The organism is Microcoleus sp. PH2017_35_SFW_U_B, assembly GCF_020737865.1.
Classification (GTDB): domain Bacteria; phylum Cyanobacteriota; class Cyanobacteriia; order Cyanobacteriales; family Microcoleaceae; genus Microcoleus.
In genome coordinates, this window is sequence record NZ_JAEQDE010000053.1 from 46,755 (window position 1) to 71,818 (window position 25,064).

General features: G+C 45.1%; 18 protein-coding genes and 1 pseudogene. 12 read left to right on the forward strand and 7 right to left on the reverse strand.

The window, feature by feature from the left end:
• Window positions 1-49: 49 nt before the first annotated feature.
• From JGK36_RS15895 to JGK36_RS15905, 3 genes are all read right to left on the reverse strand, one after another.
• A complete protein-coding gene (locus JGK36_RS15895) occupies window positions 50-913 on the reverse strand; it encodes a GNAT family N-acetyltransferase (protein WP_293191324.1) in 864 nt (287 codons plus the stop codon).
• A 304-nt stretch (window positions 914-1,217) separates the two neighbouring features.
• The gene (locus JGK36_RS15900; protein WP_293182871.1) at window positions 1,218-1,643 is read right to left on the reverse strand and encodes a photosystem I reaction center subunit II PsaD; all 426 of its coding nucleotides are present in this window, start codon (window positions 1,641-1,643) and stop codon (window positions 1,218-1,220) included.
• Between the two features lie 312 nt (window positions 1,644-1,955).
• Complete coding sequence (locus JGK36_RS15905; RefSeq protein WP_293182851.1) at window positions 1,956-2,456, reverse strand: peptidoglycan-binding protein; 501 nt, start codon at window positions 2,454-2,456, stop codon at window positions 1,956-1,958.
• Between the two features lie 1,081 nt (window positions 2,457-3,537).
• Here JGK36_RS15905 and JGK36_RS15910 point away from each other — a divergent pair.
• Window positions 3,538-9,420: an AAA family ATPase gene (locus JGK36_RS15910; RefSeq protein ID WP_293197316.1), complete on the forward strand. Its 5,883-nt coding sequence runs from the start codon at window positions 3,538-3,540 to the stop codon at window positions 9,418-9,420.
• A gap of 14 nt (window positions 9,421-9,434) precedes the next feature.
• Window positions 9,435-9,764, forward strand: coding sequence for a hypothetical protein (locus JGK36_RS15915; RefSeq protein ID WP_293182847.1), 330 nt, complete (start codon window positions 9,435-9,437; stop codon window positions 9,762-9,764).
• Here JGK36_RS15915 and JGK36_RS15920 read toward each other — a convergent pair.
• The 3 genes from JGK36_RS15920 to JGK36_RS15930 form a co-directional block, all read right to left on the reverse strand.
• Complete coding sequence (locus JGK36_RS15920; RefSeq protein ID WP_293197317.1) at window positions 9,745-11,739, reverse strand: DICT sensory domain-containing protein; 1,995 nt, start codon at window positions 11,737-11,739, stop codon at window positions 9,745-9,747. The genes JGK36_RS15915 and JGK36_RS15920 overlap by 20 nt on opposite strands.
• Window positions 11,740-11,920: 181 nt before the next feature.
• The gene (locus tag JGK36_RS15925; protein WP_293148252.1) at window positions 11,921-12,232 is read right to left on the reverse strand and encodes a DUF2973 domain-containing protein; all 312 of its coding nucleotides are present in this window, start codon (window positions 12,230-12,232) and stop codon (window positions 11,921-11,923) included.
• 605 nt (window positions 12,233-12,837) lie between these two features.
• On the reverse strand, window positions 12,838-13,167 hold the full coding sequence (locus tag JGK36_RS15930) for a DUF2605 domain-containing protein (RefSeq protein ID WP_293182843.1): 330 nt from the start codon (window positions 13,165-13,167) through the stop codon (window positions 12,838-12,840).
• A gap of 403 nt (window positions 13,168-13,570) precedes the next feature.
• Between JGK36_RS15930 and thrS the strand changes: the two genes are divergently transcribed.
• The 9 genes from thrS (at window position 13,571) to JGK36_RS15975 (ending at window position 21,586) form a co-directional block, all read left to right on the forward strand.
• Window positions 13,571-15,397 (forward strand): threonine--tRNA ligase, encoded by a 1,827-nt coding sequence (thrS, locus tag JGK36_RS15935; protein ID WP_293182841.1) that lies wholly within the window; start codon window positions 13,571-13,573, stop codon window positions 15,395-15,397.
• Between the two features lie 127 nt (window positions 15,398-15,524).
• Entirely contained in the window at window positions 15,525-16,313 is a 789-nt protein-coding gene (locus tag JGK36_RS15940) for a DUF4058 family protein (RefSeq protein WP_293182839.1), read from the forward strand.
• A 142-nt stretch (window positions 16,314-16,455) separates the two neighbouring features.
• Window positions 16,456-17,253 carry a DUF4058 family protein gene (locus tag JGK36_RS15945; RefSeq protein ID WP_293182837.1) on the forward strand — a complete coding sequence of 266 codons (798 nt, stop codon included), beginning with the start codon at window positions 16,456-16,458 and terminating at the stop codon, window positions 17,251-17,253.
• 90 nt (window positions 17,254-17,343) lie between these two features.
• On the forward strand, window positions 17,344-17,562 hold the full coding sequence (locus JGK36_RS15950) for a DUF3285 domain-containing protein (RefSeq protein WP_293182835.1): 219 nt from the start codon (window positions 17,344-17,346) through the stop codon (window positions 17,560-17,562).
• A 208-nt stretch (window positions 17,563-17,770) separates the two neighbouring features.
• Window positions 17,771-18,295, forward strand: coding sequence for an rRNA maturation RNase YbeY (gene ybeY / locus JGK36_RS15955; protein ID WP_293182833.1), 525 nt, complete (start codon window positions 17,771-17,773; stop codon window positions 18,293-18,295).
• A 161-nt stretch (window positions 18,296-18,456) separates the two neighbouring features.
• Complete coding sequence (locus JGK36_RS15960; RefSeq protein ID WP_293182831.1) at window positions 18,457-18,966, forward strand: diacylglycerol kinase family protein; 510 nt, start codon at window positions 18,457-18,459, stop codon at window positions 18,964-18,966.
• 182 nt (window positions 18,967-19,148) lie between these two features.
• Window positions 19,149-19,736 (forward strand): aminodeoxychorismate/anthranilate synthase component II, encoded by a 588-nt coding sequence (locus JGK36_RS15965; RefSeq protein WP_293182829.1) that lies wholly within the window; start codon window positions 19,149-19,151, stop codon window positions 19,734-19,736.
• A gap of 253 nt (window positions 19,737-19,989) precedes the next feature.
• The gene (locus JGK36_RS15970) at window positions 19,990-20,772 is read left to right on the forward strand and encodes an MBL fold metallo-hydrolase (protein ID WP_293182827.1); all 783 of its coding nucleotides are present in this window, start codon (window positions 19,990-19,992) and stop codon (window positions 20,770-20,772) included.
• 169 nt (window positions 20,773-20,941) lie between these two features.
• Window positions 20,942-21,586 (forward strand): fasciclin domain-containing protein, encoded by a 645-nt coding sequence (locus JGK36_RS15975; protein ID WP_293182825.1) that lies wholly within the window; start codon window positions 20,942-20,944, stop codon window positions 21,584-21,586.
• A gap of 147 nt (window positions 21,587-21,733) precedes the next feature.
• Here the strand turns inward: JGK36_RS15975 and JGK36_RS15980 are convergent, their stop codons facing one another.
• Entirely contained in the window at window positions 21,734-24,409 is a 2,676-nt protein-coding gene (locus JGK36_RS15980) for a CHASE4 domain-containing protein (RefSeq protein ID WP_293182823.1), read from the reverse strand.
• Window positions 24,410-24,695: 286 nt separating this feature from the next.
• On the opposite strand from JGK36_RS15980, the pseudogene JGK36_RS15985 reads away from it, so the two are divergent.
• A pseudogene (locus JGK36_RS15985) lies at window positions 24,696-25,064 on the forward strand (RNA-guided endonuclease TnpB family protein); the annotation flags it as partial.

Below are 25,064 nucleotides of genomic sequence, written 5' to 3' on the forward strand. Positions count from 1 at the left end.
TTTATGTCAATACCTTGAATGGCGGTTGCTATACTAACTTTAATTACAATCAATAAACAAAAGACGGAAACCAACAGCCCTCCGGCGATTGGTACTCGCCAACAGCCATCACCGCCATCGGCTTGACGGCGCGCAGCCCTTGTTGCAAACACCAGCGAAACAGACTTCCATACCTCAGCGGCAAGTGAAAAGCTAGCACATCTTCGGAACTGTACGCAGCAGCCCCCAAGAGCAAAACCTGCATATCTGCCTCGGTTTCGGCGACGCTGTGACCCAAAGCAGATATCGCACAAGTATAAGCCACAATCCGACCTTGCTGGTACGCAACTAACGGACAATAATTATTTAGGGCGTATTCAATCTCGGAAGTTCGATCGCACCCACAGACTTTTTCGCACAAAGCCGCGCATTCGCCCACATTCTCGCCAGCCATCGGCCGCACCTCAAACCCATACTGCGGCACGCTGCGAAACTTCCCCTCCATTAACACGAAAGGTTCCTTCACCTCAAAACCCAGAGAAGCGTACAGCGACAGCGAGGCCATGTTGAAAGATTCTTGCACCAAACGGATGCCTACAGCATCCTGTCCCCGTTCCAGCAAGGCTTTCATGATTTGTCGCCCTGCGCCGCGGCCTTGAAAAGCCCGATCGACACTGACTGGCCCAATACCGCGAATCGGGTTGCGTTCATCCATAAAACCGCAGCCGACAACCGCACCGTCATTCTCGGCTACAACGCCAAAATATGACGGACTTTCGATCCAAAACCGAGTAATTTCGGCCGCCAACTCTACCGTTAGAAAATCTGTGTGAGGGAAGCAGTGGCGATCGGAAATATCTTTAAAAGCTTCATAATTAATGCGAGCGCAAACATCGATATCAGAAATCTGCGATCGCCTGATTGCGACATTCATTTTTAATTTAAGGATTAACTATTAATTAGATTTGATATTTGCAGTAGAAGCTGGGCGCTGCCCATTCCTGTCAACTTAACCCTAAAACCCTTGATAAATCTCGCTTTTCTCCGAGGCCAGATCCCCCTCAATCCCCCGGATAGTCGGGGGAGGAAAGAGAATGCTCTTGTCCCCCCTTTTAAGAAGGAGACGAAAGAGAATGCTCATGTCCCCACCGACTATCAGGGGGGCTAGGGGGATCAGTCTTAACTGAGTCCCAAATAAGCAATATTACTTATGTTTTGCTCAGCAATAGATCGATCGCTTAAGGATCGTAGGTCTTCTTACCTGTGAACTTCACCTTGATCGGATTGGGATTGCTGCCAATATTGCGAGGGACACTACCATTAGCAACACGACCTTCGTTCACCTTCTCAGGGAACACGCCATCCTTGGGATGCAGGTACTCAGTAGAACCGTCAGGAAAAACGCGGTAGATTTTGTAGTTCGAGATTTTGAATTTCGCCCGCAGTTGCTGGCCGCCCAAAGCGATACACTGCTCCTTCCGGGGCAGATACAGCAAGTTGTCGCCTTGACGCATAATCGCAGCGCCACCTGTAGGCATTTCAAACACTTGTTCCTTGGGGCTAGTCCAAGTGATAGCATACTTCTCTTCAACTAGCGCCTTGGTCAGCAAGCCGCCGGTGCTGCCGCCGAAGATGGGGGGTTGTCCAGTCAGTTCTTCTGCCATAGATATATCCAAAGGATTTTTACGGCATCCTATCATCGCCACTGTACCCTGTTATCGAAATTGTAAGGAAAGTTAACAGTTTTTGGGCGATCGATCTTTTCTGATAATTAGGAATTAGTCATTAATAATTGATAATTGGTAATTTTTACCAAAGTTATAAAACAGAACTCTCTCTGCACAAATCCCGAAAAAATATCTCAAAAAAATGTAATGCTTCGGGTACTGGTCGGGCACCCAAAGCATCGCACATTGCCCAATTCCTCACACGCGATCGCACAAATCTGCCCATATATTACCGAGCAGCACCTAACCCTAAGTCAAGAACCAATTAGGGTCATAGCCGCGCGGAATTTGACTCAAAGCAGTCCAAGTTTCTTGGTTGACAATCCCGTCGGCCTCGATCCCAAAGCTTTTTTGAAATGCGCTAACAGCCCGATCAGTCAAAGTGGCAAATTGACCGTCAATAGAGCCCCGATAGTGCTGGGAAATGGTCAGAACTTCTTGAACAGTAGTGACTGCTTCCCCAGAACTGCCGAATTTAAGTACCGGCATATTCACAGGAGCTTCAGTATAAAGGGCCTGCCAAGTCAGCGGCCCGACAATGCCGTCCGGCGACAAGAAAACCCGATACTGAAACAGTTTCACAGCAAATTCAACTGATGAGTTAAAAATTCCTTTTACAGGCTGCCGGTAAACCCGCAACTTGGTTAACATTTGTTCGAGTTCCAATACCGCTTGACCTTGAGAACCTAATTGCAGTTGTGGCTTAGTAATAGCTTGTTGGGTAGATTTCATCTTGGTTGTAAATGACATATTGATTTTCCTCTAGGTTTGAGTATTCCGATCGCAAAAAAGTTTTTCCGGGCGAAATATGGGCATCCTCAACTTTTCACGAATCAACACTGACGCCCGCCCGTGTCTCAACAGATTCGATCGACTGCAAGCCCTCTCCAGACTTGTGGCCCTTCCGACTTAACGCTCCCAATATCCCGGTAGTGCTCTGCCGCCCAACCCTTTATTTTGCCTAAAAGCCGGGTTTAAGACGCAAGCACGTCCTGAATCTGCTTTGATACTTTCGATCCTAAGGCCCAACACCGCCGGGTCGCATCACCTGTAAAAGCTATCTCGCGGGGTGAGAGGAGGTATAGCACAATACGGTTTACTTAAGATGGTCCTTCGATAGGAACGAAGCAATCTCCGTATCTATTTTTCATAGGTTTTACCCCCAGGGCGGTCTTAAGTAAACGGTATTGGGGTATAGCAGCGGAGGCGAGTTCTGCTTTGAAAACTTCTTAACTTTATTCCAGCCAGCGAACCAATATTTTCTTTAAAAACCGAGTTTTTACGCAAGTTTTTTTGATCTACATTACTAACTGCCTACAAAAATAGTTTATAGCTAAGTAATATCCACAGCTTGTACGCTCAAATGATATTAAAGTCCTCGGTAATGTCCACAATGTGTACCTACAATCATATTGATTGTGCAAGTGTAAAAACCAAGTGTTTCTGTGATTCTTTGTTATATCCAGAAATCTCCCAATCCTGCAATTGCTTTCCCCAACGCCCCGCGAGCAGCTATTTATCTACGCCCTAACTTTTATTATTAAAATTTAATAAAGTCATTTACAATGATGGTGGGATGCTGTATGATTTCATTTAAAGGCTGTAACACTTCCACCATAAAAAAATTAAGAGTTGCAATTTCTAGGTCGCTAGACCTATTAAAACAAACACCTGCTAAATACGTAAGTAATTTTAAAATTGTGCGATCGTTCGATACATCGCTGCAACCTGCGGCTTTGTAAAGTAGCGATCGCCCGCCATTCATCGGGGTTTCGTATGTGCCATGCTCTAATTAGGCATTGATTATAAAATCAACTGGGAAATATCTACTATGCTGCCAGCTTCAGGAATTTCTGGTTACAACTTACAAGAGCTGATTCACCAAGGAACTAACACAGTTATTTATCGAGCCATATCGACAGCAGAAAAACAATTAGTCATTCTCAAAGTCTTAAACACCGACTGCCCGACCCTAGAACAGAGCGCCAGTTTAAAACACGAATATCAAATCACAAAACATATCGACTCAGAGTATGTCATCAAAGTCTATCGACTCGAAATCCATCCTTTTTGCTTAGTGTTAGTATTAGAAGATATCGGAGGGGTATCCCTGAAATATTGGATCGAAAACTTAGAACATCAACCAGAATTAGCCGAGCCCGAAACCGACAATCTAGAGGCGAATGCCACGCATTACCAATTATCGATTGCCGATTTTTTAAACATAGCCGTATCCTTGGCAAAAGCTTTAGTATTGCTGCATCAAAATCAAATCATACATAAAGACATTAAACCGGATAATATTATCATAAATCCCCAAACAAAGCAAGTAAAACTTGCTGATTTTAGCATCGCTTCGCGGTTGAGAAAAGAACAAACACACTCAAAAAATTCCGATCGCCTAGAAGGAACCCTGGCATATATGTCCCCCGAACAAACCCGGCGCATGAACCGTTCCATCGACTACCGCAGCGATTTCTACTCTCTCGGCGTCACCTTTTACGAATTACTGACAGGACAATTACCATTTACCAGCAGTGACCCGTTAGAAATGGTACACTGTCACATAGCCAAACCACCAGTTCCCCTGCAACAACTCAACCCACAAATTCCCATAGTTTTGACCCAAATTGTGGCAAAACTCATGGCAAAAAATGCCGAACTTAGATATCAAACTGCCACAGGATTATTAGCAGATTTAGAACGCTGCCAAAATCAAATAAAGAATTCAGGGACAATTTCTAACTTTATTCCCGGACAACTAGATGCCCTGAGTCAGTTGTCAATTCCTCAGAAACTCTACGGACGAAACACAGAAATAGCACAATTATTAGAAGTGTTCGATCGTGTCTGCAAAGGCAGCGGTGAAATTGTCCTAGTCAGTGGCTATTCCGGCATCGGCAAATCTGCATTAGTTCATGAGATTGTCCGTGATATAACGCGGCAACGTGGCTATTTTATATCTGGTAAATGCGACCAGTTTAAGCGGAATGTTCCCTACGCTTGTTTCACTCAAGCTATGGGTAACTTCGTGCAGCAAATTTTGATGGAAAGCCCAACTCAGCTAGTAGCATGGCGACAAAGACTACTCAACGCTTTGCAGAAAAATGCTCGAATTGCGATCGATGCTATCCCGGAGTTACAATTGATTTTGGGCGAACAACCTCCCGTACCCGAACTCGGTGCTATTGAATCTCAAAACCGCTTCAACGGAGTGATGAAGAAGTTTGTCCAAGCAATTGCAACAGCCGAACATCCTTTGGTAATGTTTCTCGATGACTGTCAGTGGATGGATGCTGGAAGCGTTAATTTGTATCAACACAACTGCACCGAAGAAAATCCTTACTTCCTGCTTATTCTTGCTTATCGAAATAGCGAAGTAAGTCCGAGCCATCCCTTTATGTTGGCAAATGAGGCAATGAGGGCCGCAGGAATTGCGATCGCCAATATTCACCTGGAACCCTTGGCAATTTATGAAGTAAATCGATTAGTTTCTGACACTTTAAACTGTTCTCCTAGAAAAGTCGCATCCTTGGCACAATTGCTGCTCGAAAAAACTCAGGGAAATCCTTTCTTTTTAAAGCAGTTATTGAAGTCACTGTCTCAAGAAAATTTTCTGATATTTAATATAGAACTTGCAGAATGGGAATGGGACACCCAAGAAATCAAACAGCAAAATATTTCCGAAAATGTAGTTGATTTAATGGCTCATAAAATTCAATATTTATCTGAACAAAGTCAGACAATTTTACAATTAGCTGCTTGTATAAACAACGAATTTAATCTGGATATATTATCAGTAGTGAGCGAACAATCTTTGACTAAAACAGCACAATATTTGTGGGAAGCGCTAGAATTAGGGTTGATTTTGCCTGTAGATGACGCCTATCTAGTACCACAAGTATTTGAGCAATGGGAATTAGAAAAGTTGGCTCCAATAATTGGCAAAGTGCGCTACAATTTTTTGCACGATCGGGTTCAACAAGCCGCTTATGTGATGATTCCTGAGTCCCAAAAACAATCAGTTCACTGGAAGCTGGGACGTTTGTTGTTGGAGGGGAGCAATGAAGCTGAACGTCAAGAACAGATTTTTGATATTGTTAATCATTTGAACTTTGCTCGCGAATTCATTGCTAATCCTGAAGAACTTTATGAATTAGCACAATTAAATTTACAAGCAGGTAAAACTGCTAAAGCTGCTTCGGCTTTTGAAGATGCGCTTACTTTTTTCCAAGCTGGGTGCGACTGTTTGCCTGTCTCAAGTTGGCAAGATAATTATAGCTTGAGTTTTGCGCTAAATTTAGAGCTGGGTGAAGCAGAATATTTAAATAGTAACAATGATGCAGCTTTAGCAATTTTTGACCGGATTCTGACCAAAACTCATACTTTGTTAGAACAGTGTGCGATCGCAGAATTGCAAATAACTTGTCTGCGGATGAAGAATGACTTATCTGCCGCTTATCAGTTAGGGATTGAAACGTTAAATTCTTTGGGGGTTGAGATTGAACCTTACCCGGATGATGAATTTCTAGCCCGAGAATTAGCAGAGACGAAGAGGATGATCGGGCGATCGATCGATATATTAGCAGATTTACCCAAACTTACCGATTCGCTACAACTAGCAGCTCATCGAATTTTGAAAGAACTTTTCCCGATCGCCTATTTTACCAGTCCCAACGCTCAATATCTCTGCGCGATGAAGTTTGTACAAACAAGCATTCTGTACGGGAATTCACCATTTTCCGCCTTTGGTTACACTTTGTACGCCTTTACTTTGGTCAATAAATATCGCGAAATCAAGGCGGGCTGCGCCGCCGGAGAACTCTCGCTCAATCTCTACGAAGGCTGTGACAATAAAGAGTTAGGTACTTGTATTTTTCATATGTGGGGGGCTTTAACTTTACATTATATGAAATATATCGATGAATGCAAGCCTTTTATGCTCAAAGCTTTCAATAGCGGTTTAGAAACAGGTGCTTATCAATGGTCGGGATATGCTTCGATTAATTATCTATGGGTCTGCTTTTTTGGCAACGAGTCTTTGAGCAAAGCTACAGAAATTGCCGATCAATTTATTCCAGCGCTTTCAAAGGTCGATCGCAATATGCTAGCTTATCACTTGCTGACCAAAAATGCGATCGCCCAACTGACTAGCTCACCAGAAACCTACCCAGAGCCGGAAACCTTCATCGACGAACACCAGCTTTTAGAATTTGCCAAATCCTCAGCCGATCTTACCACTGCTTTTGTCATCTATCTTTACAAGCTCACCCATGCTAATTGGTTTGGCGAAGTCGATCGTGCCTTAGAATATGCTCTCTTCGGCGCGGAATTTTTGAAAGGCGGTGCCGGTCATTTTGTCAACCCGGTTTTTCGGTTCCATCACGCGATCGCCCTAGCTGCTGGTTGCACAAACGCCAATGATACCGAGTACAAACTATACCGAAAACAGCTCACTATTAGTCTGGAGAATTTTCGAGATTTGGCAGAACACTGTCCTGCAAATTATCTGCACAAATATTCATTAATTCAGGCAGAAATCGCGAGGTTGTCAGGAGACAGCCATACAGCAGCACAACATTATGATTGGGCGATCGCCTCCGCCCTCAAAAATGGCTTCGTCCAAAATGCTGCCCTAGCCAATGAATTAGCTGCCAGATTTTATATAACACAAAATCGTGCCAATCTCGCCAAAATTTATCTCAATGATGCCCGTTTTTGCTATGTCGAGTGGGGTGCAACCGCCAAAGTTCATCAACTAGAACAATCTCATCCAGATTGGTTTAACAAAATCAGCGACGATCGGATCGCTATAAATACAACTGCGACTACCGCCACTGATGCCAATATTTTTGATTTGAAAACAGTAATCAAAGCTTCTCAGGCTATTTCTAGCGAAATCGTCTTAGAAAAATTGTTAAAAAAACTGCTGCATATTATTTTAGAAAATGCAGGCGCTCAAACCGGGTGTATTCTTTTGGAACGAGACGGATACTTGTTCGTTGAAGTGTCGGATAGCGACCCGCATAATTATGCAATATTTGAAGAATTCCACCCAGTCAAAAATAACTACAAATTCCCTCTTTCTATCGTCAATTATGTAGCAAGAACTCAGGAACCTCTGGTACTAATCGATGCAACTAAAGAAACACTTTACCAATTCGATACATACATTCAGCATCAGCAACCGAAGTCAGTTTTGTGCGCGCCAATTGTCTATCAAGGAAAGTCAATCGGTATAGTTTATCTAGAAAATAACTTGGTCGCTGGAGCCTTCACTGACGAAGGTTTGACACTTTTGGAAATGTTGACCGCACAAGCAGCAATTGCTATTGCAAATGCGCGTTCCTACGCTAGCGAACAAGATAAATCCCGCCAGTTAACTGAATCCCTACAAAACTTGCAACAATCTCAAGCCGAACTCGCTCAAAAAGAAGAGGAGTACCGCAGTATTTTTGAAAGTGTAGCAGACGGACTTATCTTAATAGATTTGGAGACTAGAAAATTTGCGGCAGCAAACCCGGTAATGTGCGAAATGTACGGTTATTCTATGGAGGAATTCTTGAGATTAAGTCCTTTAGATCTCCTGCACCCAAAGTGCCTACATTTATTCGATGAGTTTATGACAACCGTTAGCTTGCACCAAGAATTTTATTGTGAAGCTGTCGTGCTGCGAAAAGACGGTACAGAATTCGATATTGAGGTAAGAGCAAAGTTTTTTGAATACAGAGGGAAACCCCACGCTTTGTCAATCATTCGCGATATCAGCCAGCGCAAAGTAGCGGAACAAGCTTTACAAACATCAGAAGCTCAACTGAGAGAGAAAGCTGAAAATTTAGAAGCCATATTGATCGAACTGCAACAAACTCAAGCACAATTAGTTCAAACTGAAAAAATCTCTCAACTCGGACAACTGGTAGCTGGAGTAGCCCACGAAGTGAACAATCCTATTGGCTTTATTTCTGGGAACTTGCACCACGTTCAAGAATATATTGGTGATTTAATTAACTTGGTGAATATTTATCAGGAAAACTTTCCCGAACCGGGAGCAGAAATTGAACAGGAAATTGCATCGATCGATTTACAATATCTATTAGCCGACTTGCCCAAAACTACGGCGTCCATGAAGATGGGAATCGATCGCATCCGCGACATTATGCAATCTCTGCGGAACTATTCCCGTAGCGACAGTCAGGAAAAAAGAGCAGTTGACATCCACGAAGGCATTGAAACTACTTTAATGATTTTATCTCACCGCCTCAAGGCTAAGCACAACAGACCGGCAATTAAAATCATTAAACATTACGGTGAGTTGCCAACATTAAAATGCCATCCCGGGCAAATAAATCAAGTATTTATGAATTTGATTGCTAATGCGATCGATGCTGTGGAAGAATTTAACGCGGGCAAAACCTACGCAGAAATTGAACAAAATCCCAATATAATTATGATTTCTACCGTGGGTGTTTGCCAGCAAAAACTGGAAATCATCGATACAATTGTGATTCAGATTGCTGACAATGGAATGGGAATGCCGGAATCTGTCAGAGAAAAAATGTTTGCGCCATTTTTTACAACTAAAGCAGAAGGTAAAGGTACGGGATTGGGACTGTCTATTTGCCATCAGATAGTCACTGAAATACATGGGGGAACTTTGGAATGTTTGTCTTCGGTAGGAGGCGGAACAGAGTTTGTGATTGGTCTTCCGATTTAGGGGAGTTATTGGGCATGGGGCATGGGGCATGGGGCATGGGGCATGGGGCATGGGGCATTGGTTATTGGTTATTGGTTATTGGTTATTGGTTATTGGTTATTGGTTATTGGTTATTGGTTATTCGTTATTGGTTATTGGTTATTCGTTATTGGTTATTCGTTATTCGTTATTCGTCATTCGTTATTCGTTATTCGTCATTCGTCATTCGTCATTCGTCATTCGTCATTCGTCATGGGATCAGACGGCGGTTGAAACCGCGTCTACACAAACGAAACCTGCCTCCGCAGGTTGAACATCGGACGGCGGTTGAAACCGCCCGGTCTTCTAAACAATTGGAATGGTAAAGTGAAATTCACTTCCTCGGTCTTTTCCTGGGGAATCTACCCAAATTTTACCGCCCCAGCCGGCAACAATTTGTTTGCAAATTGCTAATCCCAAACCGGTGCCGCCGGCGCTGCGCCGCAATGCTCCTTCTTCTTGATAAAATCGATCGAACACTACTTTCAAACTATTCGCCTCTATTCCCCGCCCTGTATCGGCTACAAGCACTTCCACCATGCGAGAACCGTTGCATTTCGCTCTTATGGTGACGCTTCCCTGGGGTGTGGTGAATTTGCAGGCGTTGTCTAGGAGTTTGGACAGTACCTCCACTAACCATTCGCCGTCTGCTTGCACTAAGGGCAATTCTGCGGACACTTCGGCGATAATTTGTGGTAACTGTCGATCGACTCCGCCGCGCGATCGCACGCTGCTGAGGGCCAAGTCAACGCATTCTTGCAGCGTCAGCGATTCTACATTCCATTTAACTCGCCCGCTTTCTAAGTGAGAAAGTGTTAAGAAATCCTGGACGAGTTTCCGCATTCGATCGGCATCTCCGAGGGCTGTTTCTAACATGATTTGCCGCAATTCTTGGGGCATATCTGGCTCGGAGTTCAAACTTTCTAGACACACTTGAATGGTAGAAAGTGGGGTGCGGAGTTCGTGGCCTGTGATGGCAATTAGATTGCTGCGAGTGCGGTCTAATGCTTCTAATTGTTGGTTGAGTTCTTCTAAGTGAGCGTAGGTTTCGGCTTGAATTAAGGCTGCTCCGAGTTGGGTGGCGATCGCCTCTACGAGAGCAATTTCGTCTTCTTCCCAAGGCGAAGTCGATCGGCATTGGTGCATTTCCACCATGCCCAAAACCCGCCCTTGATAAAGCACCGGCACCATTAACCAAGAGACAATCTGCCAATTTTTGACAATTTCGCCCAGGGATTTTGTATTGACAATCTGCGGGTGTTGTGCTGTCTCTTGGATGTAAACTCGCTCTTGTCGCGCTACCGCGTCCCGAAATATGGGATTTTCCTGCAACGGCCAAGTCTGGTTTAGCACAGAAGTAGCGCCGGCACGCAAAAATTCGCGATCGATTTTGACCGCCGCATCTGCTGCTTTGCACCGATAAATCAAACAGCGGCTTGCTGACAGGGCTGTTCCCAGTTCAGAGACTGCGACTTCGACGATTTCTTGCGGGTTGAGAGACTGCCGCATTGCCGTTGTAATTAAGTTGATCAGGCGTTCTTTGCGTTCTTGGGCGGCGATCGCGCTGTATGCTTTCAGAAGTTTGTGCTGACCTGATTGCAAGTAGGTGACTAAGCGTTCGGCAAAAGCGTCGCTCAATTTGGGATTGGGAATTCTTGAGTTTTTTGACGCACTTTTCGCTGGTTTTGCCGCTTTGTCTGCGGCGGATTTCCGCGTTTTTTTGGGTTTTTTGCCCAGATTGTAAGTTGTGCGCGCTCGATCGATCTTTTCGGCCAATTCGGGGCGATATTTGACAATTTTATCGAGCAACAATTCGGCAGCTTTGCAGCTTACCTCTCTGTCGAACGTCCAAATTCCTTCAAATCGGCGAGCTTGATCCATCAACAGCGGGCTGCGCTCGTCTTGGTTGTCGATCGGCACAATTTTTTCTTGACAAATCAGACAAGTTGAGTAATGTTGCCCAACCACCACTAAGTGCCACTCTTTACTTAAGGCATCTTCCGCTGCAAACGCCACATTTTCGTGACATTCCGAGGAATTTTTAAACTCAGTTTCCGGTGCAGCCAGCACGTATACCTGAGAGGATCGATCGGCAATGCGCCGGTAGCGGTGAGCTTCTTGGCGGTAGAAGCGCTCTCGCTGAAAGCTGGCAATCACTAGGGGTTCGTCGTCGGAACCCGCCAAAACCAAGTCTTCCATCGCGTGAGACAGCGCTGTCATGGAAGATTTGAAATAAATTTGTGCCCGGAGTTGGGGCAAAGCTTGCAGAAGTTCTGCCAGTAGCGAAATTGGGACGATCATCTAGCCTTAAACGTGCATTTTTGCCGATGACAAAACAGGAGCGATCGACAATCAGTTGAGATCGATCCCTTTTAAGTATCTCTCAAAACTAACTACAAATTGGCCGTTAGCGAGAAACTAACGGCCAATTATTTTTTTAGGGCGATCGCCCGTAAGTATAAATGCTGGGAACGCGATCGAATCAGGCTAGCTCGCCGCCTTCGTCACTGCCGCCGGGAGATGATTTGTAAAGAGCATCTAATTGTTCGCGCGCGTCTTGGACAGTCAGCGAACGCATCACTAATAGCGGTTCGTTAACAATATTTCCGTATTCGTCTAACAGTTCTGGATGGGGCACGGCTTGAGAGCGAGGATAGGATGCGTAGCGATTATTTGCCCTGAATTGTTGGGGGCGCTGGGACTCCATACCTACGGTGACTAGACTGCGGATTAAGTTACTGACGGCCAAAAAGGCAAGAACGGTGAAAGCTAAAATATAAAGCAGGTGTAACATTATTTTCTCCTCCGGGCTCTGATAGCCACACAGCAATTTACAAAAGTGTTTCAGCAAGTATTGACACTCCCGGGCGTAAACGCGGGGATTCTTGGTTCACTGACATACCTTTAAACTATTCATCCCTTCGGCAATATTTAAACCAAAAACCCGTCCAATTGAACGAAGCTTCGAGCCTAATTTGAATAGTCCCAGAGGGCTTGTCTCCCCAAGCGTTAAGGGATTATTCCCTTTGTTTCCGTATGCCCTACGGTACATCTAACTACTAAGATTTTGAGTTTTCTGGTATGGGTGCACGATGGCTACCCTAGCTATGTTTTTGTGGTTTTCGCCACCCACGAGACATTATTGTTTCCTAGCCAGTCGTTTTGGGTTTGGTTATCCATTTGTGCTAGCGGTTATTCTACCTGTATCTATTTGTAGTATAGGGTACTATTTGGGAAACTTTTAGAACTTTTTGGAAATAAAAACTTCCTAAAACGACGGGGTTTTAAACCCTATTTTCTGATAACTTATTAACTGGAAATCTGTTTGAGCTTGTCAAGTGGACGCGACATTTCCCAAGGTTGGGAATTTGACTGCGGGTTGAACTTGAACTTGCCTTTTTATTTTCCAGGGCGAGCTGACTGCTCTTTCCGAAAGCGCGCCGATACTTGCCAGCATTCGGCGAGCAGTCTATGCCACGGCATGAGTGCTGCGGTTTCAATTGCAACTTGCCCTCCGGTTGCTTGAAATAGAGCTTTAGCCGCGCCTACTTCTTGCTGAGCCTGTTTGACTCGCGCCAGCAAGTCGGATTGATCGTCGCCGCTCAGAAAATGAATTTCCTCAGTTTCTAAGAGAGTAGCCGATCGCTCGAACCAGTATTTAAAATCCTCTAACAGCGGTTCCAGTAGGGATTTGAGCAATTCTGATTCTGGCAAATTGGAGTTAAGCATTGATTAAAATTGGGTTATTTATCTATTCTAACCTTAAATGTACTTTACAAACTGTAACATTTTTTTTAACAAAAATTCAATAATTTCACAAAAATTAGCAGGTGAGTCAGTCCTGGACGCAACTGTCACATTAAAGGTATAAGGTACGTAGTTGCGCTTGGGCGCTCTTTCATATATCAAAGAAAGAGCGCCCAAGCGCAACTACGTACCTAAAAATTAAATTATTGTAGGGTGCGTCAGCGGGCTGAATGTAACTACCCCAGACTAAAGACTTTGCCCCGCTGACGCACCCTACGGTTAGTTAGCACTCCTGTAACAGTTCCCCAGCCGGAAGTCGGCGCTTGCTGTCCCAACCTGAGTAATATAGAAGCAAGTGCAACTAAATTAATTGATAATTCAGCCGATGTCTAGCTCAGAATCCATGAACGCTCCAGAAGAGTCCGTTAAGATAGAGTTGCTCCGCACGAGTGAGTCGGAACAACTAAAAAAAATTCGCCACACCACATCCCACGTTATGGCGATGGCGGTACAGAAATTATTTCCCAAGGCCCAAGTCACAATCGGCCCTTGGATTGAAAATGGTTTTTATTACGATTTTGATTGTCCAGAACCTTTTACCGAAAAGGATCTCAAGGCAATCAAAAAAGAAATGATCAAAATCATTAACCGCAAATTGCCTGTAATTCGGGAAGAAGTCAGCCGCGAGGAAGCGGAACGGCGCATCAAGGAGATCGACGAACCTTACAAATTAGAAATTTTGGCAGGTTTGATCGAACCGATTACTCTTTACCATTTGGGTGACGAATGGTGGGATTTGTGCGCTGGGCCCCATTTGGATAATACCAGTGAAATCAATGGAAGGGCGATCGAGCTCGAAAGCCTAGCAGGAGCATATTGGCGCGGCGACGAAACCAAAGCTCAATTGCAGCGAATTTACGGCACAGCTTGGGAAACTCCCGAACAATTGGAAGCCTACAAACACCGCAAAGCAGAAGCCCTAAGGCGAGATCACCGCAAACTCGGCAAAGAATTAGGCTTGTTTATTTTTGCCGATCCAGTCGGCCCAGGCTTGCCTTTGTGGACGCCCAAAGGCACTATTTTGAGAAGTATTTTAGAAGACTTCTTGAAACAAGAACAAATCAAACGTGGCTATCTACAAGTTGTGACTCCCCACATCGCCAGAGTCGATTTATTCAAAATCTCTGGACATTGGCAGAAATACAAAGAAGATATGTTTCCGCTAATGGCAGAAAATGCAGAAGCGGCGGCAAACGAACAGGGTTTTGTAATGAAACCAATGAACTGTCCGTTTCACATTCAAATTTACAAAAGCGAACTGCGTTCCTATCGGGAATTGCCGATGCGCTTAGCAGAATTTGGCACAGTTTACCGCTACGAACAATCGGGAGAATTGGGCGGTTTAACCAGAGTGCGCGGCTTTACGGTTGATGATTCCCACTTGTTTGTCACGCCGGAACAGTTGGATGCTGAATTCTTGAGTGTGGTCGATTTAATTCTGTCAGTATTCAAGAGTCTGCAACTGAAAAACTTTAAGGCGCGTTTGAGTTTCCGCGATCCAGAAAATTTAGATAAATACATCGGTTCCGATGAAGCTTGGGAAAAAGCGCAAGGTGCCATCCGCCGCGCGGTGGAAACTTTGGGAATGAATTATTTTGAGGGAATTGGGGAGGCGGCTTTTTACGGGCCGAAACTCGATTTTATTTTCCAAGATGTGTTGGATAGAGAATGGCAATTAGGAACTGTTCAGGTAGATTACAATTTGCCAGAACGTTTTGATTTGCAATACGTTGCTGAAGACGGCACTCGCCAGCGTCCGGTGATGATTCACCGCGCTCCTTTTGGTTCTTTGGAGCGTTTGATCGGGATTTTGATCGAACAGTATGCGGGGGATTTTCCGATATGGTTAGCGCCGATTCAGGTGCGGTTGTTGCCTGTCAGCGAGGAGTTTTTGCCGTTTGCTAAGGAAGTGGAGGCGAGGATGAAGGCGCTGAATATTCGCGCGGAAGTTGAGAGTAGCGAACGTTTGGGTAAGTTGATTCGCAATGCTGAGAAGGATAAAATTCCGGTGATGTGTGTTGTGGGTGCTAAGGAGGTTGAGGCGAATAGTTTGAATATTCGGACTCGTGCTTCTGGGGAGTTGGGGGCGATTTCGGTTGATGAGGCGATCGCAAGGTTGCAGTCTGCTATTAGTAATTACGGGAATTTTTAGGGGAGTTTAACCGCAGAGGTCGGCGGATTAACGCAGATTAACGCAGATGATAGCTTGATATTGTCTGCGTTTTTATAATTCATTAGCTAAAATAGTAGAATTAGGTAAGTTAACAGGAGTTAAATCAATGGCTAATCCATTTCCGGGGATGAATCCTTATTTAGAAAGTCCTGGCTTTTGGAGTTCTGTTCATAATAGGTTGATAGTGGCAATAGCCGATTGGTTAACTCCGCAACTACTGCCTAAATATTTAGTAGATATCGAACAAAGAATTTATCAAATCAGTGGCGAAGATGCTTTACTAATTGGCATTCCCGATGTCACAATACAGCAGACACCGACTCGAAGAACCGAGAGTGATTCTAATGTTGCTGTCGCCGCTCCACCCGCCAAATCTTTGAAGGTAACAATACCTTTACCGCTGGAATTAAAAGAAACTTATTTACAGGTAGTCGAAATAGAAACTAAACAGGTAGTCACGGTAATTGAAGTGCTGTCACCCGCCAACAAACGTCCTGGTAAAGGGCGCGAAATGTACGAAAAAAAGCGAGAAAAGGTGTTTGGTAGTTGCAGTCATCTGGTAGAGATTGACTTGCTGCGAAGTTACCAACCTCTACCAGTTTTTGGCAATGAGATTGAGGCAAGTTATCGAATTTTGGTGAGTCGGGCAAATCAAAAGCCTTTGGGGGATTTGTATCTTTTCAATTTACCCGATACAATTCCTTGTTTTCCGTTGCCTTTGCGTGCAGGTGATGTTGAGCCGATCGTAGATTTGCAGGCGTTGTTGAATATAGTGTACGATCGCGCCGCCTATGATTTTAGAATCGATTATACCGCCGAACCCGTGCCGCCGCTTGCCGAACCGGATGCTGTTTGGGCTGATGCTTGGTTGCGGGAGATGGGAGTGAGAGGTTGATAACAGTGGTAGTTCGCATTAAAATCAAAGAAACCGGGTTTTTCGCAATTTCTGGATGGTGTATCGATATTCAAAGGAAAAACCCGGTTTCTAGCCACCCCTGCATAAGTCCTAAGTAAGTCAATCAACAGGAGTTAAATCAATGCCTAATCCATTTCCAGGGATGAATCCTTATTTAGAAAGCCCTGACTTTTGGCCAGAAGTTCATCATTCGCTGATTAGTATGCTTCAAGAGTCATTAGTTCCCCAACTGGTGCCGAGGTATCGAGTGGCAATTGAAAAGCGAATTTATGAAATCAAGGGAGAACAATCGCTGTTAGTTGGGATTCCTGATGTTTCGATCCAGCACAATCCGATTCCTAGAAATTCAAGTACATCTAATGTAGCTGTCGCCACACGAACTACTGAACCTTTGAAAGTAAGATTAGCGATGTATGAGGAGGTGAAACAAGGATATTTGGAGGTGATAGATATGGCGACCAAGGAAGTTGTGACAGTAATTGAGGTGCTTTTACACGCTAATAAACCATCTGGAAAAGGGCGTGAAATGTATGAGGAAAAGCGGGATAAGGTGTTGGGAAGTCGGACTAATTTTGTGGAGATTGACTTGTTGCGGGGTTGGGAACCTCTCCCGGTTTTTGACAATGACAATGCAGCGAGTTATAGAATTTTGGTGAGTCGGAGCAATGAAAGACCGATCGCCGATTTATACTTATTTAATCTACCAGATGCGATCCCTTGTTTTCCGTTGCCTTTGCGCGCAGGCGATGTGGAACCAATGGTAGATTTACAGGCGCTGTTGAATACAGTGTACGATCGCGCCGCCTATGACATTACCCTCGATTATACGGCCCAGTTAGTCCCTGCACTTTCAGAATCCGATGCTGTTTGGGCCGATTCTCTGCTGCGCGAAACCAGCCTCCTGCCATCCGAAAGCTAAAAAAATCTACACAAAACGTTACAAATTTGTTAACATCGTGGCGAGTCTGTCCTCCGCAGCCTCTGGTGTTAACCTTCTAAAATAACCGCTATGACTCAACCTCCCTCGCCAACAACCTCCGAAGAATCCGCCCCCGAAACCCCGATCGCCCCGACAAACAATGCACCTCCACCGAGTTATGTCAAGCTAGCCATGCGGAATATGGTTCGCAAGCGGGCGACTTCTCTGTTTCATTTTGCTTTGACGGCGGCTGGACTTTTGGGTATACTCGTCGGTTTGGCTTTTCTCGATCGCTATTTCAACTCTTAGAATACCGATTGAAACCGCGTCGATACAGACACTCACGCACTCTAAGAGCGGGTTAAATACCGGGGGGTTCGATCCGATCGTGCGATCGACCCATTGCAATCTTGAACAGATTATTGTAATCTTCCTGCTAAAAGCAAAAAGTCGATTAGCCCGCCCAATTTTCACTTATCAAAAAATTCAATACATCCCTTGACAAAAGAACCAAAAAATGATAATTGAGGTGAACGTCGAAGACTGTTATGGGTTCGCCGACGCTGACAACCTCCCGGAGAATCAACCCAGCGGGGAGATTGCCGCCCAAACCTGGGAAAATTGGTTTAGCGTTTGGCTAGAAAACCAGCAAGCAGATGTGCCAGAAGCCCCCGGCTACGAAGTCAGTCTGCGTTTAACCGCCGATGCCGATATCCAAGCCCTCAACGCCCAGTACCGTCAACAAGATCGATCGACCGATGTACTAGCTTTCGCCGCATTAGAGGTAGACTGTCCTCAAAGAGAGGAAATGCAGTCATCCGAACCCCTATACTTGGGTGATATCATCATCTCGATCGACACAGCGAAGCGACAAGCCCAGCAGCAAGGACATTCCCTAAAGACTGAACTAGCTTGGCTCGCATCCCACGGTTTTTTGCATCTTTTGGGCTGGGATCACCCGGATGAGGAAAGTCTGACTCAAATGCTCGATCGACAAGAAACACTGCTGCGCGCGATCGGACTTGAGATCCAAACAGCATAACTGACGTTGATGGTGACTTAACCAATCATGTCAACCCAAACATAACTTTCTGAAATCATACCAAAACTTTAGTAAAAACTTAGGAAAGTTAACTAGACTTGATGAAGGAAATTTTCAAAGTCTAGCTTTCGTTAATCTCTGTAACTTAAAGTTGGTTGTTTATGCCACTAGATCAACCGTCAATTTCATCAAACATCCCACCGTTTGCGATCGTGCCTCCAGATTCTGCCATGCCTACAGTCCACGAGCCGAAAAAAGCCTTGAAATACAAGCGAGAGCTTTCCTGGAAAATCGCATCTAGTTTAGCTACGAGTTTTCGGTATGCTTGGGGTGGGCTAACCTATGCTTTTGAAACTCAGCGCAATTTTCGGATTCACACTGTTATAGGAACTTTGGCGATCGGACTCGGACTATTTTTGCACCTCAAACCTGTAGAAATATCAGTGATCGGCGTCACAATTGGTATAGTTTTAGCAATGGAATTGTTGAACACGGCGATCGAATCAGTGGTAGACTTAACCGTCGGGCAATCTTACCACGAACTCGCCAAAATTGCCAAAGACTGCGCTGCCGGAGCCGTTCTGGTATCCGCAATGGCTGCGGCCATTGTCGCTGCTGCACTGCTGCTTCCTCCGTTATGGGTAGTTGTTCAAATTGCGATCGTCCGTTAGTAAACTTGATTGGGCAAGCTAAATTTTAGGTTTTAGATGACCAACTTGAGATTTTTGGTTTTATTCCTACATATTGGAGCTATTTTAATCTTGGGCATCTATCTAAAATATTCCAACTCTTGCATTCAGGCAGCGAGTCAATCTAAAATCTAAAATCTAAAACCTAAAATCCAATTTAACCCGTGATTATAGTCATCGATAACTACGACAGTTTTACATACAATTTGGTACAGTATCTAGGAGAACTCGGTGCTGAGTTGCCCGTAGCAAAAGAAGTCCAAGTCTACCGCAACGATCAAATTTATTTAGAAGATATTCGCCGATTGCAACCCGCAGCAGTAGTAATTTCTCCAGGCCCAGGGCGGCCGGAAGATGCGGGGATTTCTCTGAAATTGATCGAAGAATTGGGGCCGACTCTACCAATTTTAGGCGTGTGTCTCGGACATCAAAGTATTGGTCAAGTATTCGGTGGCAAAATTGTTTCCGCACCGATATTGATGCACGGCAAAACTTCTCAGGTAGAACACGCAGGAGTCGGAGTTTTTGTAGGTGTAGAATCGCCGATGATTGCAACTCGCTATCACAGTTTGGTAATTGAAAAAGAGAGTTGTCCAGAAGTTTTGGAAGTTACGGCTTGGGTGGAAGATGGCACGATTATGGGCGTGCGTCATCGGGAATATCCACACATTGAAGGCGTACAGTTTCATCCGGAAAGTATTTTGACTACTTCGGGAAAGCAATTATTGCGGAATTTTTTGGAACGGCTTTAAGAAGAAGGAAGAAGGAAGAAGGAAGAAGGAAGAAGGAAGAAGGGAGAAAGACATACATACACACTCAGCTTGAATGCGAGCCGTATTTTACGTTTAATCAAGTGGATTTGCTTATGTTGAGAGTTGAGTTTTTCTGGATTTGTAGAGTAGGCAATGGGAACCTTACGGGAAAACTCGATCGCACATTTCGCACCTGGCGGCATTTTGTGATATAACAACAAACGACCAACACCCGATAACCGCAACCAAAAAGATGAAACGGCGACAATTAATAAGTTACGCACAGACGGGTTTGCTAGCGGCTTTCTTCACTGGTTTGCCATCTGGATGGGAAAGCTATCAAGCTCAAACTGCTGGTTCTTTGTCGGTTCAGTGGTTAGGGCACACTTGCTTCTTGTTTGCCGGTGGCGGTGCGAGGGTGCTGGTGAATCCTTTTCGCCCCCTGGGCTGTACGGCAGGCTATCGTTCTCCTAAAGTCCCCACAGATTTGATTCTGATTAGCAGCAGATTGCTTGATGAAGGGGCGGTAGACGGATTTTCGGGCAATCCCGGCCTTTTGTACGAACCGGGCACTTATAGGTCTAACGGGCTCAGGATTCAAGGGATTCGGACGCAGAAAGACCGTGAAGGAGGAAGGCGGTTTGGGGTGAATGTGGCTTGGCTCTGGCAGCAAGCCGGTGTTAAGATTTTACACTTGGGCGGAGTCGCTGGCCCGATCGGCATTGAAGAACAAATCTTAATCGGGCGGCCGGATATTTTGCTAATTCCCGTGGGCGGAGGGCCGAAAGCTTACACTCCGGCGGAAGCGAAGCAAACTGTGCAACTGCTCAAACCGAAAATGGTGATTCCCACACACTTCAAAACCCAAGCCGCCGATGCTGCTGCGTGCGATTTACTATCGCTAGATGAATTCTTGGGCCTAATGGATGGTACATCGATACGCCGATCGAATAACGACACGATTTCGGTCAAATCTGCTGACTTACCGCAAACAGGTTCGGTGATTGAGGTTTTGAGTTACAGATTTAGCGGTTGAGCTTCTTTTTACCTGAGCTTGCGCTATAGTAAGGGAGTTTTAGTCGATCGACAATCCCAGCTCATTTTATCTCTACCGAGTGCCTTTGGCAACCTTACCTTTTGCGGAAATTTGGCTAACATAACAATTCACGTTCACCGTTTTATTGTCATAAGGAAAAGCAAGCACAATGAAAAATCAAAATTTACCTAGCTGGATGAAACAACTCACAGGTTTCGCAGGAGTAATCGGCGCTAGTGCGTTGATTGGTTTCCCCGCTTGGGCTCACATCAACTCCAGCACAACTGTTAGCAATACAACACCAACTCAACAAGTTGCAGGAAATGTGAAAATTGCTGCTTCACCAGCACCAACAGCCTCACCGAAATCAACCACTTCACCAGCACCAACAGCCGCTACTAAGGATATTGTCGCTATTGCATCTGGCGACGCTCAATTTAAGACATTGACTAAAGCCTTGACAGCCGCAGATTTAGTTAAAACCCTCCAAGGAAAAGGGCCTTTCACTGTTTTTGCACCGACAGACGCGGCATTTGCTGCTGTGCCAAAAGCAACTTTGGATGATTTGCTCAAACCAGCAAATAAAGCCAAACTTGTTAAGGTTTTGACTTACCACGTTGTTTCTGGTTCAGTTTTATCTACCAGCCTCAAATCCGGCGATGTTAAAAGTGTGGAAGGCGGCTCGCTGAAGGTGGTAGTTGCCGCAGGCAAAGTTACTGTTAGCGGCGCTAATGTTGTGAAAGCTGACATCAAAGCTAGCAACGGCGTTATTCACGTAATTGACAAAGTTTTGATCCCTGCTGATGCGAAGTAGGACGAGCATTTTGGGTCTCAAATGATTTCAAATTAGGTACGTTGTTGGGCTTAAGCCCTCTTTGATCTACAGGTATAAAGGAGGCTCAACCCCAACAACGTACCTTTATTTATTAATATCACAGTAATCCAAACGTATTGGGATAGATTACAATAGTGTCGGCAACATGAGAGTAAAAGTTGACCCCTTGCCTAACTCGCTATTAACAGTAATTTCTCCCCCCAGCATCTCAGAGTATTTCTGCGCTATAGCCAAACCCAAACCCGTACCTCCGTACTTGCGGGTAGTCGAAGCATCAGCTTGCGTAAAAGGTTGAAATAACTTTTCTAGCTGTTCCGGAGTCATCCCAATTCCCGTATCAGTACAATTAAAAATTAACTCTTCAACATCCCAACTATTCTCGTCATTTTGATTTTTTTTAACGCTGAGTGTAACAATCCCTTGCTGAGTAAACTTCGCTGCATTGCTGAGCAAATTAAATAAAATTTGAGTTAACTTAGTTTTATCGGAATGCAATTGGCCAATATTAGGATCGCATTCAACATTCAGGCGATTGTTGTTTCGGAAAAATAACGGCTCAACAGTTTTTACTACATCTTTAATTGTCTCGAATACGTCAAAAGTTTCTAATTCAAGTTCCCCGTGACCTGCTTCAATCTTCGACAAATCCAGAATATCATTAATCAATCCGAGTAAATGGTTGCCTGCATTGTGAATTCTTTCCAAATCCGACACAAAGTCTTCTTCGCCAATATCTAAAGCATCTTCTTGCAGAATCTCGCTGTAACCGATAATCGCATTCAGAGGAGTTCGCAGTTCGTGGCTCATGTTAGCCAAAAACTGACTTTTCGCGAAATTAGCTGCTTCTGCTGCTTCCTTGGCTTTGTAAAGTTCTGCCTCGGCTTGCAAGCGGTCGGTTACGTCGTGAGCCAGCACTAATTCAGCATTTCTGCTGTCAAATATCAGGGTATAAGAAGTAATTTCTACATCAATAATTGTGCCGTTTTTTGTCTGGTGCTGCCACACACCCCCAAAATCAATTCCGGCATCTACTTGGGATATATCTTCTAGCAATCTGGACAGTTCTTGGCGCGGACGAATATCCGCAACGGTCATGTTGAGAAATTCGTGGCGAGTGTACCCGTAGTGCTCTACAGCAGCGTGATTGACGGCTATAAATTCCAGAGTTTCTAAGTCGTAAACCCACATCGGATGGGGGTTGTTTTTAAACAAAAGTCTGTAGCGTTCTTCCGAGGCTCGGAGTTCGGCTTCGGCTTGCTTGCGCTCGGTAATGTCGCGGATAACAGTGCAAATAATCTCGCGGCCGCCGTAGGAAATCAGGCTGGCGCTTACTTCCACATCCACGCAGGAACCGTCTCGGCGGCGGTAGAGAACTTCGCCAATTCTGAGTTGTTTCTCTCTTAGCAGGAACAGGATATTTCGGTCAACTAGGTCTTTGGAATAGGCGACGATATCGTAAACACTCAGTTGCGAAATTGCATCAAGACTGTAATCGAGCAAGTTTCTAAAGGCTGTATTGGCTTCTAAAATGCGTTTGGTTTGAGCGTCCCACAGGAAAATGCAGTCTGTAGCTTGCTCGACTACGGCTTGGTAGCGGGCTTTTTCCTCAAGTTGTTCGCTTTCGGCGATCGCGATCGTCCCGAGCATTCCATTGATAGTATGGGCAAGGTCGGCCAACTCGTCTGCGCCCGTGACCGGCAGTCGCACCGAGAGGTCTTGGCTGCTGCTGACGCGGTTAACTGCTTTCGCCAAACTGCTCAACCGAGACAGCACCAAACGCTCAATCAGCAGCAGAGTGCAGCCGATAAATCCTATTCCCGCTAACCCTACAGACACCAGCAGGTACATTAAACTGGTTTGACCTTGGCGGTAGATTTCTCTGGGCATATCCACCCGTAGAAGTAGCGCCGGTCGATCGTAAATATCCCGGATCAAAGCATAACCTGCCATCAAATCTTCGCTGACAGGACGCACAAAAATCGGTTTTTTTCCCGACAGTTTGTGTCGCGCTTTCAGAAAGTCAGCCGGTAAATGAGCTTCATTAACGCTGTGTACAATCAGCGGCAACCGAGTAATTTTAGAAAGCTTCTCAATGCCCGCAGCATCGAAATTGCGCCCGAATACCAGCGTGCCCCGAATCGGGCCGGTGCTTTTTGTAGTGAGAATTGGCCGGGAAGTAATCAGTATCGGCCCTGAGGGCAGCAGCAGGACACCAGCGAGGCTGCTTTTGGCGTTGGGGTGCTGCAACAGCGGGTCGTTGAGAGAAATATGCTCTTTTAATGCTTCTGGAACAGGCGTTAGTTTCATCTTGTCGCTGTCTAAACCCGTACCGTAAACTATTTTGCCAGAAGTATTGACAAATATGGCTAGATGAACTCTCAAATTATTCAGCCCTTCTGGAACTAAATTCGAGGCAATGAATTCTGAGTTGCGGTTTTGGATAAAAGTGTAGGTGTCATCCCACGCAGACCAGTCAGCAAAGCGCGAGTTGAAGTCGTCTGCGGTTTGCCCGAACACGCTGAGCACTCCCTTGACAACCTGTGTGGCTTCTTGTTCCTCTGCTTTGACAAGGCTGCCCAAAAGGATGCTGGAGGAGGCTGCATAGAGAATGCCAGTCAGTCCAGCGATGGTAATGCCAACTATTGATAGTGTTTTCCGACGCAGTTTCATCTTGCCGAGTGTGTGATGTCCGTCTGAAATTCTCAACTCAGGAGCAATTTTACTGCTGTTTCCTGAATCCTGGCTGCTGGCGCTGCACCAGTCTCCCGAGAGGGAGTATTGTAGGGTGCCCCGTAGCCTCACATTTTCTCGGATATTTCCAGTTTCTTGTGTGACGCACTCTACTGCTGCCTTGTTAAGGAGTATACAACTAACATCCGCTAACTTCAGGCATGGGGATGAGACCTGGGTTTTTGTTAAACAAGATTTTCGCCAAACGGGAAAAGCCTCTTAGAAATTAGGTTGGGTTGAGGCACTCGTACCGAACAAATAGGTTTTAGCTTCGCTTTACCAAAAACTTGGGTTTAAAGCCCCGTCCTTCTAGGACGGCTTTGTGTTAGATTTTTAACGTAGCGAGTTCCTACGTAAGATGTTCGTTCTAGAATTCAAGGCGATCGGCAAATTAAATCAGTACGCAGCAATAGACGAAGCAGTCAGAACTGCTCAATTCGTTCGGAATAAGTGCATCCGTTTTTGGATCGACAACCGAGGAGTAGGGCAAAAAGACTTGTACCGTCACAGCACTGCGCTCAGAGAAGAGTTTGCTTTTGTCAAAGACTTGAATTCTAGTGCTTGCCAAGCCTCTGTGGAAAGGGCTTATTCTGCCATTGCTCGGTTCTACGACAACTGCAAGAAAGCTGTTCCCGGAAAGAAAGGTTATCCGACTTTCAAGAAAAACAGTCGCTCAGTTGAGTATAAAGTCAGCGGCTGGAAACTCTCAGAAACTCGGAAGCAAATC

Coding starts and splice junctions, on each gene's coding strand:
- JGK36_RS15960 (WP_293182831.1), top strand. CDS start 18,457: ATGCCACTAGATCAACCGTCAATTTCATCAAACATCCCACCGTTTGCG.
- JGK36_RS15900 (WP_293182871.1), bottom strand. CDS start 1,643: ATGGCAGAAGAACTGACTGGACAACCCCCCATCTTCGGCGGCAGCACC.
- JGK36_RS15905 (WP_293182851.1), bottom strand. CDS start 2,456: ATGTCATTTACAACCAAGATGAAATCTACCCAACAAGCTATTACTAAG.
- JGK36_RS15970 (WP_293182827.1), top strand. CDS start 19,990: ATGAAACGGCGACAATTAATAAGTTACGCACAGACGGGTTTGCTAGCG.
- JGK36_RS15910 (WP_293197316.1), top strand. CDS start 3,538: ATGCTGCCAGCTTCAGGAATTTCTGGTTACAACTTACAAGAGCTGATT.
- thrS (WP_293182841.1), top strand. CDS start 13,571: ATGTCTAGCTCAGAATCCATGAACGCTCCAGAAGAGTCCGTTAAGATA.
- JGK36_RS15925 (WP_293148252.1), bottom strand. CDS start 12,232: ATGTTACACCTGCTTTATATTTTAGCTTTCACCGTTCTTGCCTTTTTG.
- JGK36_RS15945 (WP_293182837.1), top strand. CDS start 16,456: ATGCCTAATCCATTTCCAGGGATGAATCCTTATTTAGAAAGCCCTGAC.
- ybeY (WP_293182833.1), top strand. CDS start 17,771: ATGATAATTGAGGTGAACGTCGAAGACTGTTATGGGTTCGCCGACGCT.
- JGK36_RS15915 (WP_293182847.1), top strand. CDS start 9,435: ATGGGGCATGGGGCATGGGGCATGGGGCATGGGGCATGGGGCATTGGT.
- JGK36_RS15975 (WP_293182825.1), top strand. CDS start 20,942: ATGAAAAATCAAAATTTACCTAGCTGGATGAAACAACTCACAGGTTTC.
- JGK36_RS15930 (WP_293182843.1), bottom strand. CDS start 13,167: ATGCTTAACTCCAATTTGCCAGAATCAGAATTGCTCAAATCCCTACTG.
- JGK36_RS15940 (WP_293182839.1), top strand. CDS start 15,525: ATGGCTAATCCATTTCCGGGGATGAATCCTTATTTAGAAAGTCCTGGC.
- JGK36_RS15895 (WP_293191324.1), bottom strand. CDS start 913: ATGAATGTCGCAATCAGGCGATCGCAGATTTCTGATATCGATGTTTGC.
- JGK36_RS15920 (WP_293197317.1), bottom strand. CDS start 11,739: ATGATCGTCCCAATTTCGCTACTGGCAGAACTTCTGCAAGCTTTGCCC.
- JGK36_RS15950 (WP_293182835.1), top strand. CDS start 17,344: ATGACTCAACCTCCCTCGCCAACAACCTCCGAAGAATCCGCCCCCGAA.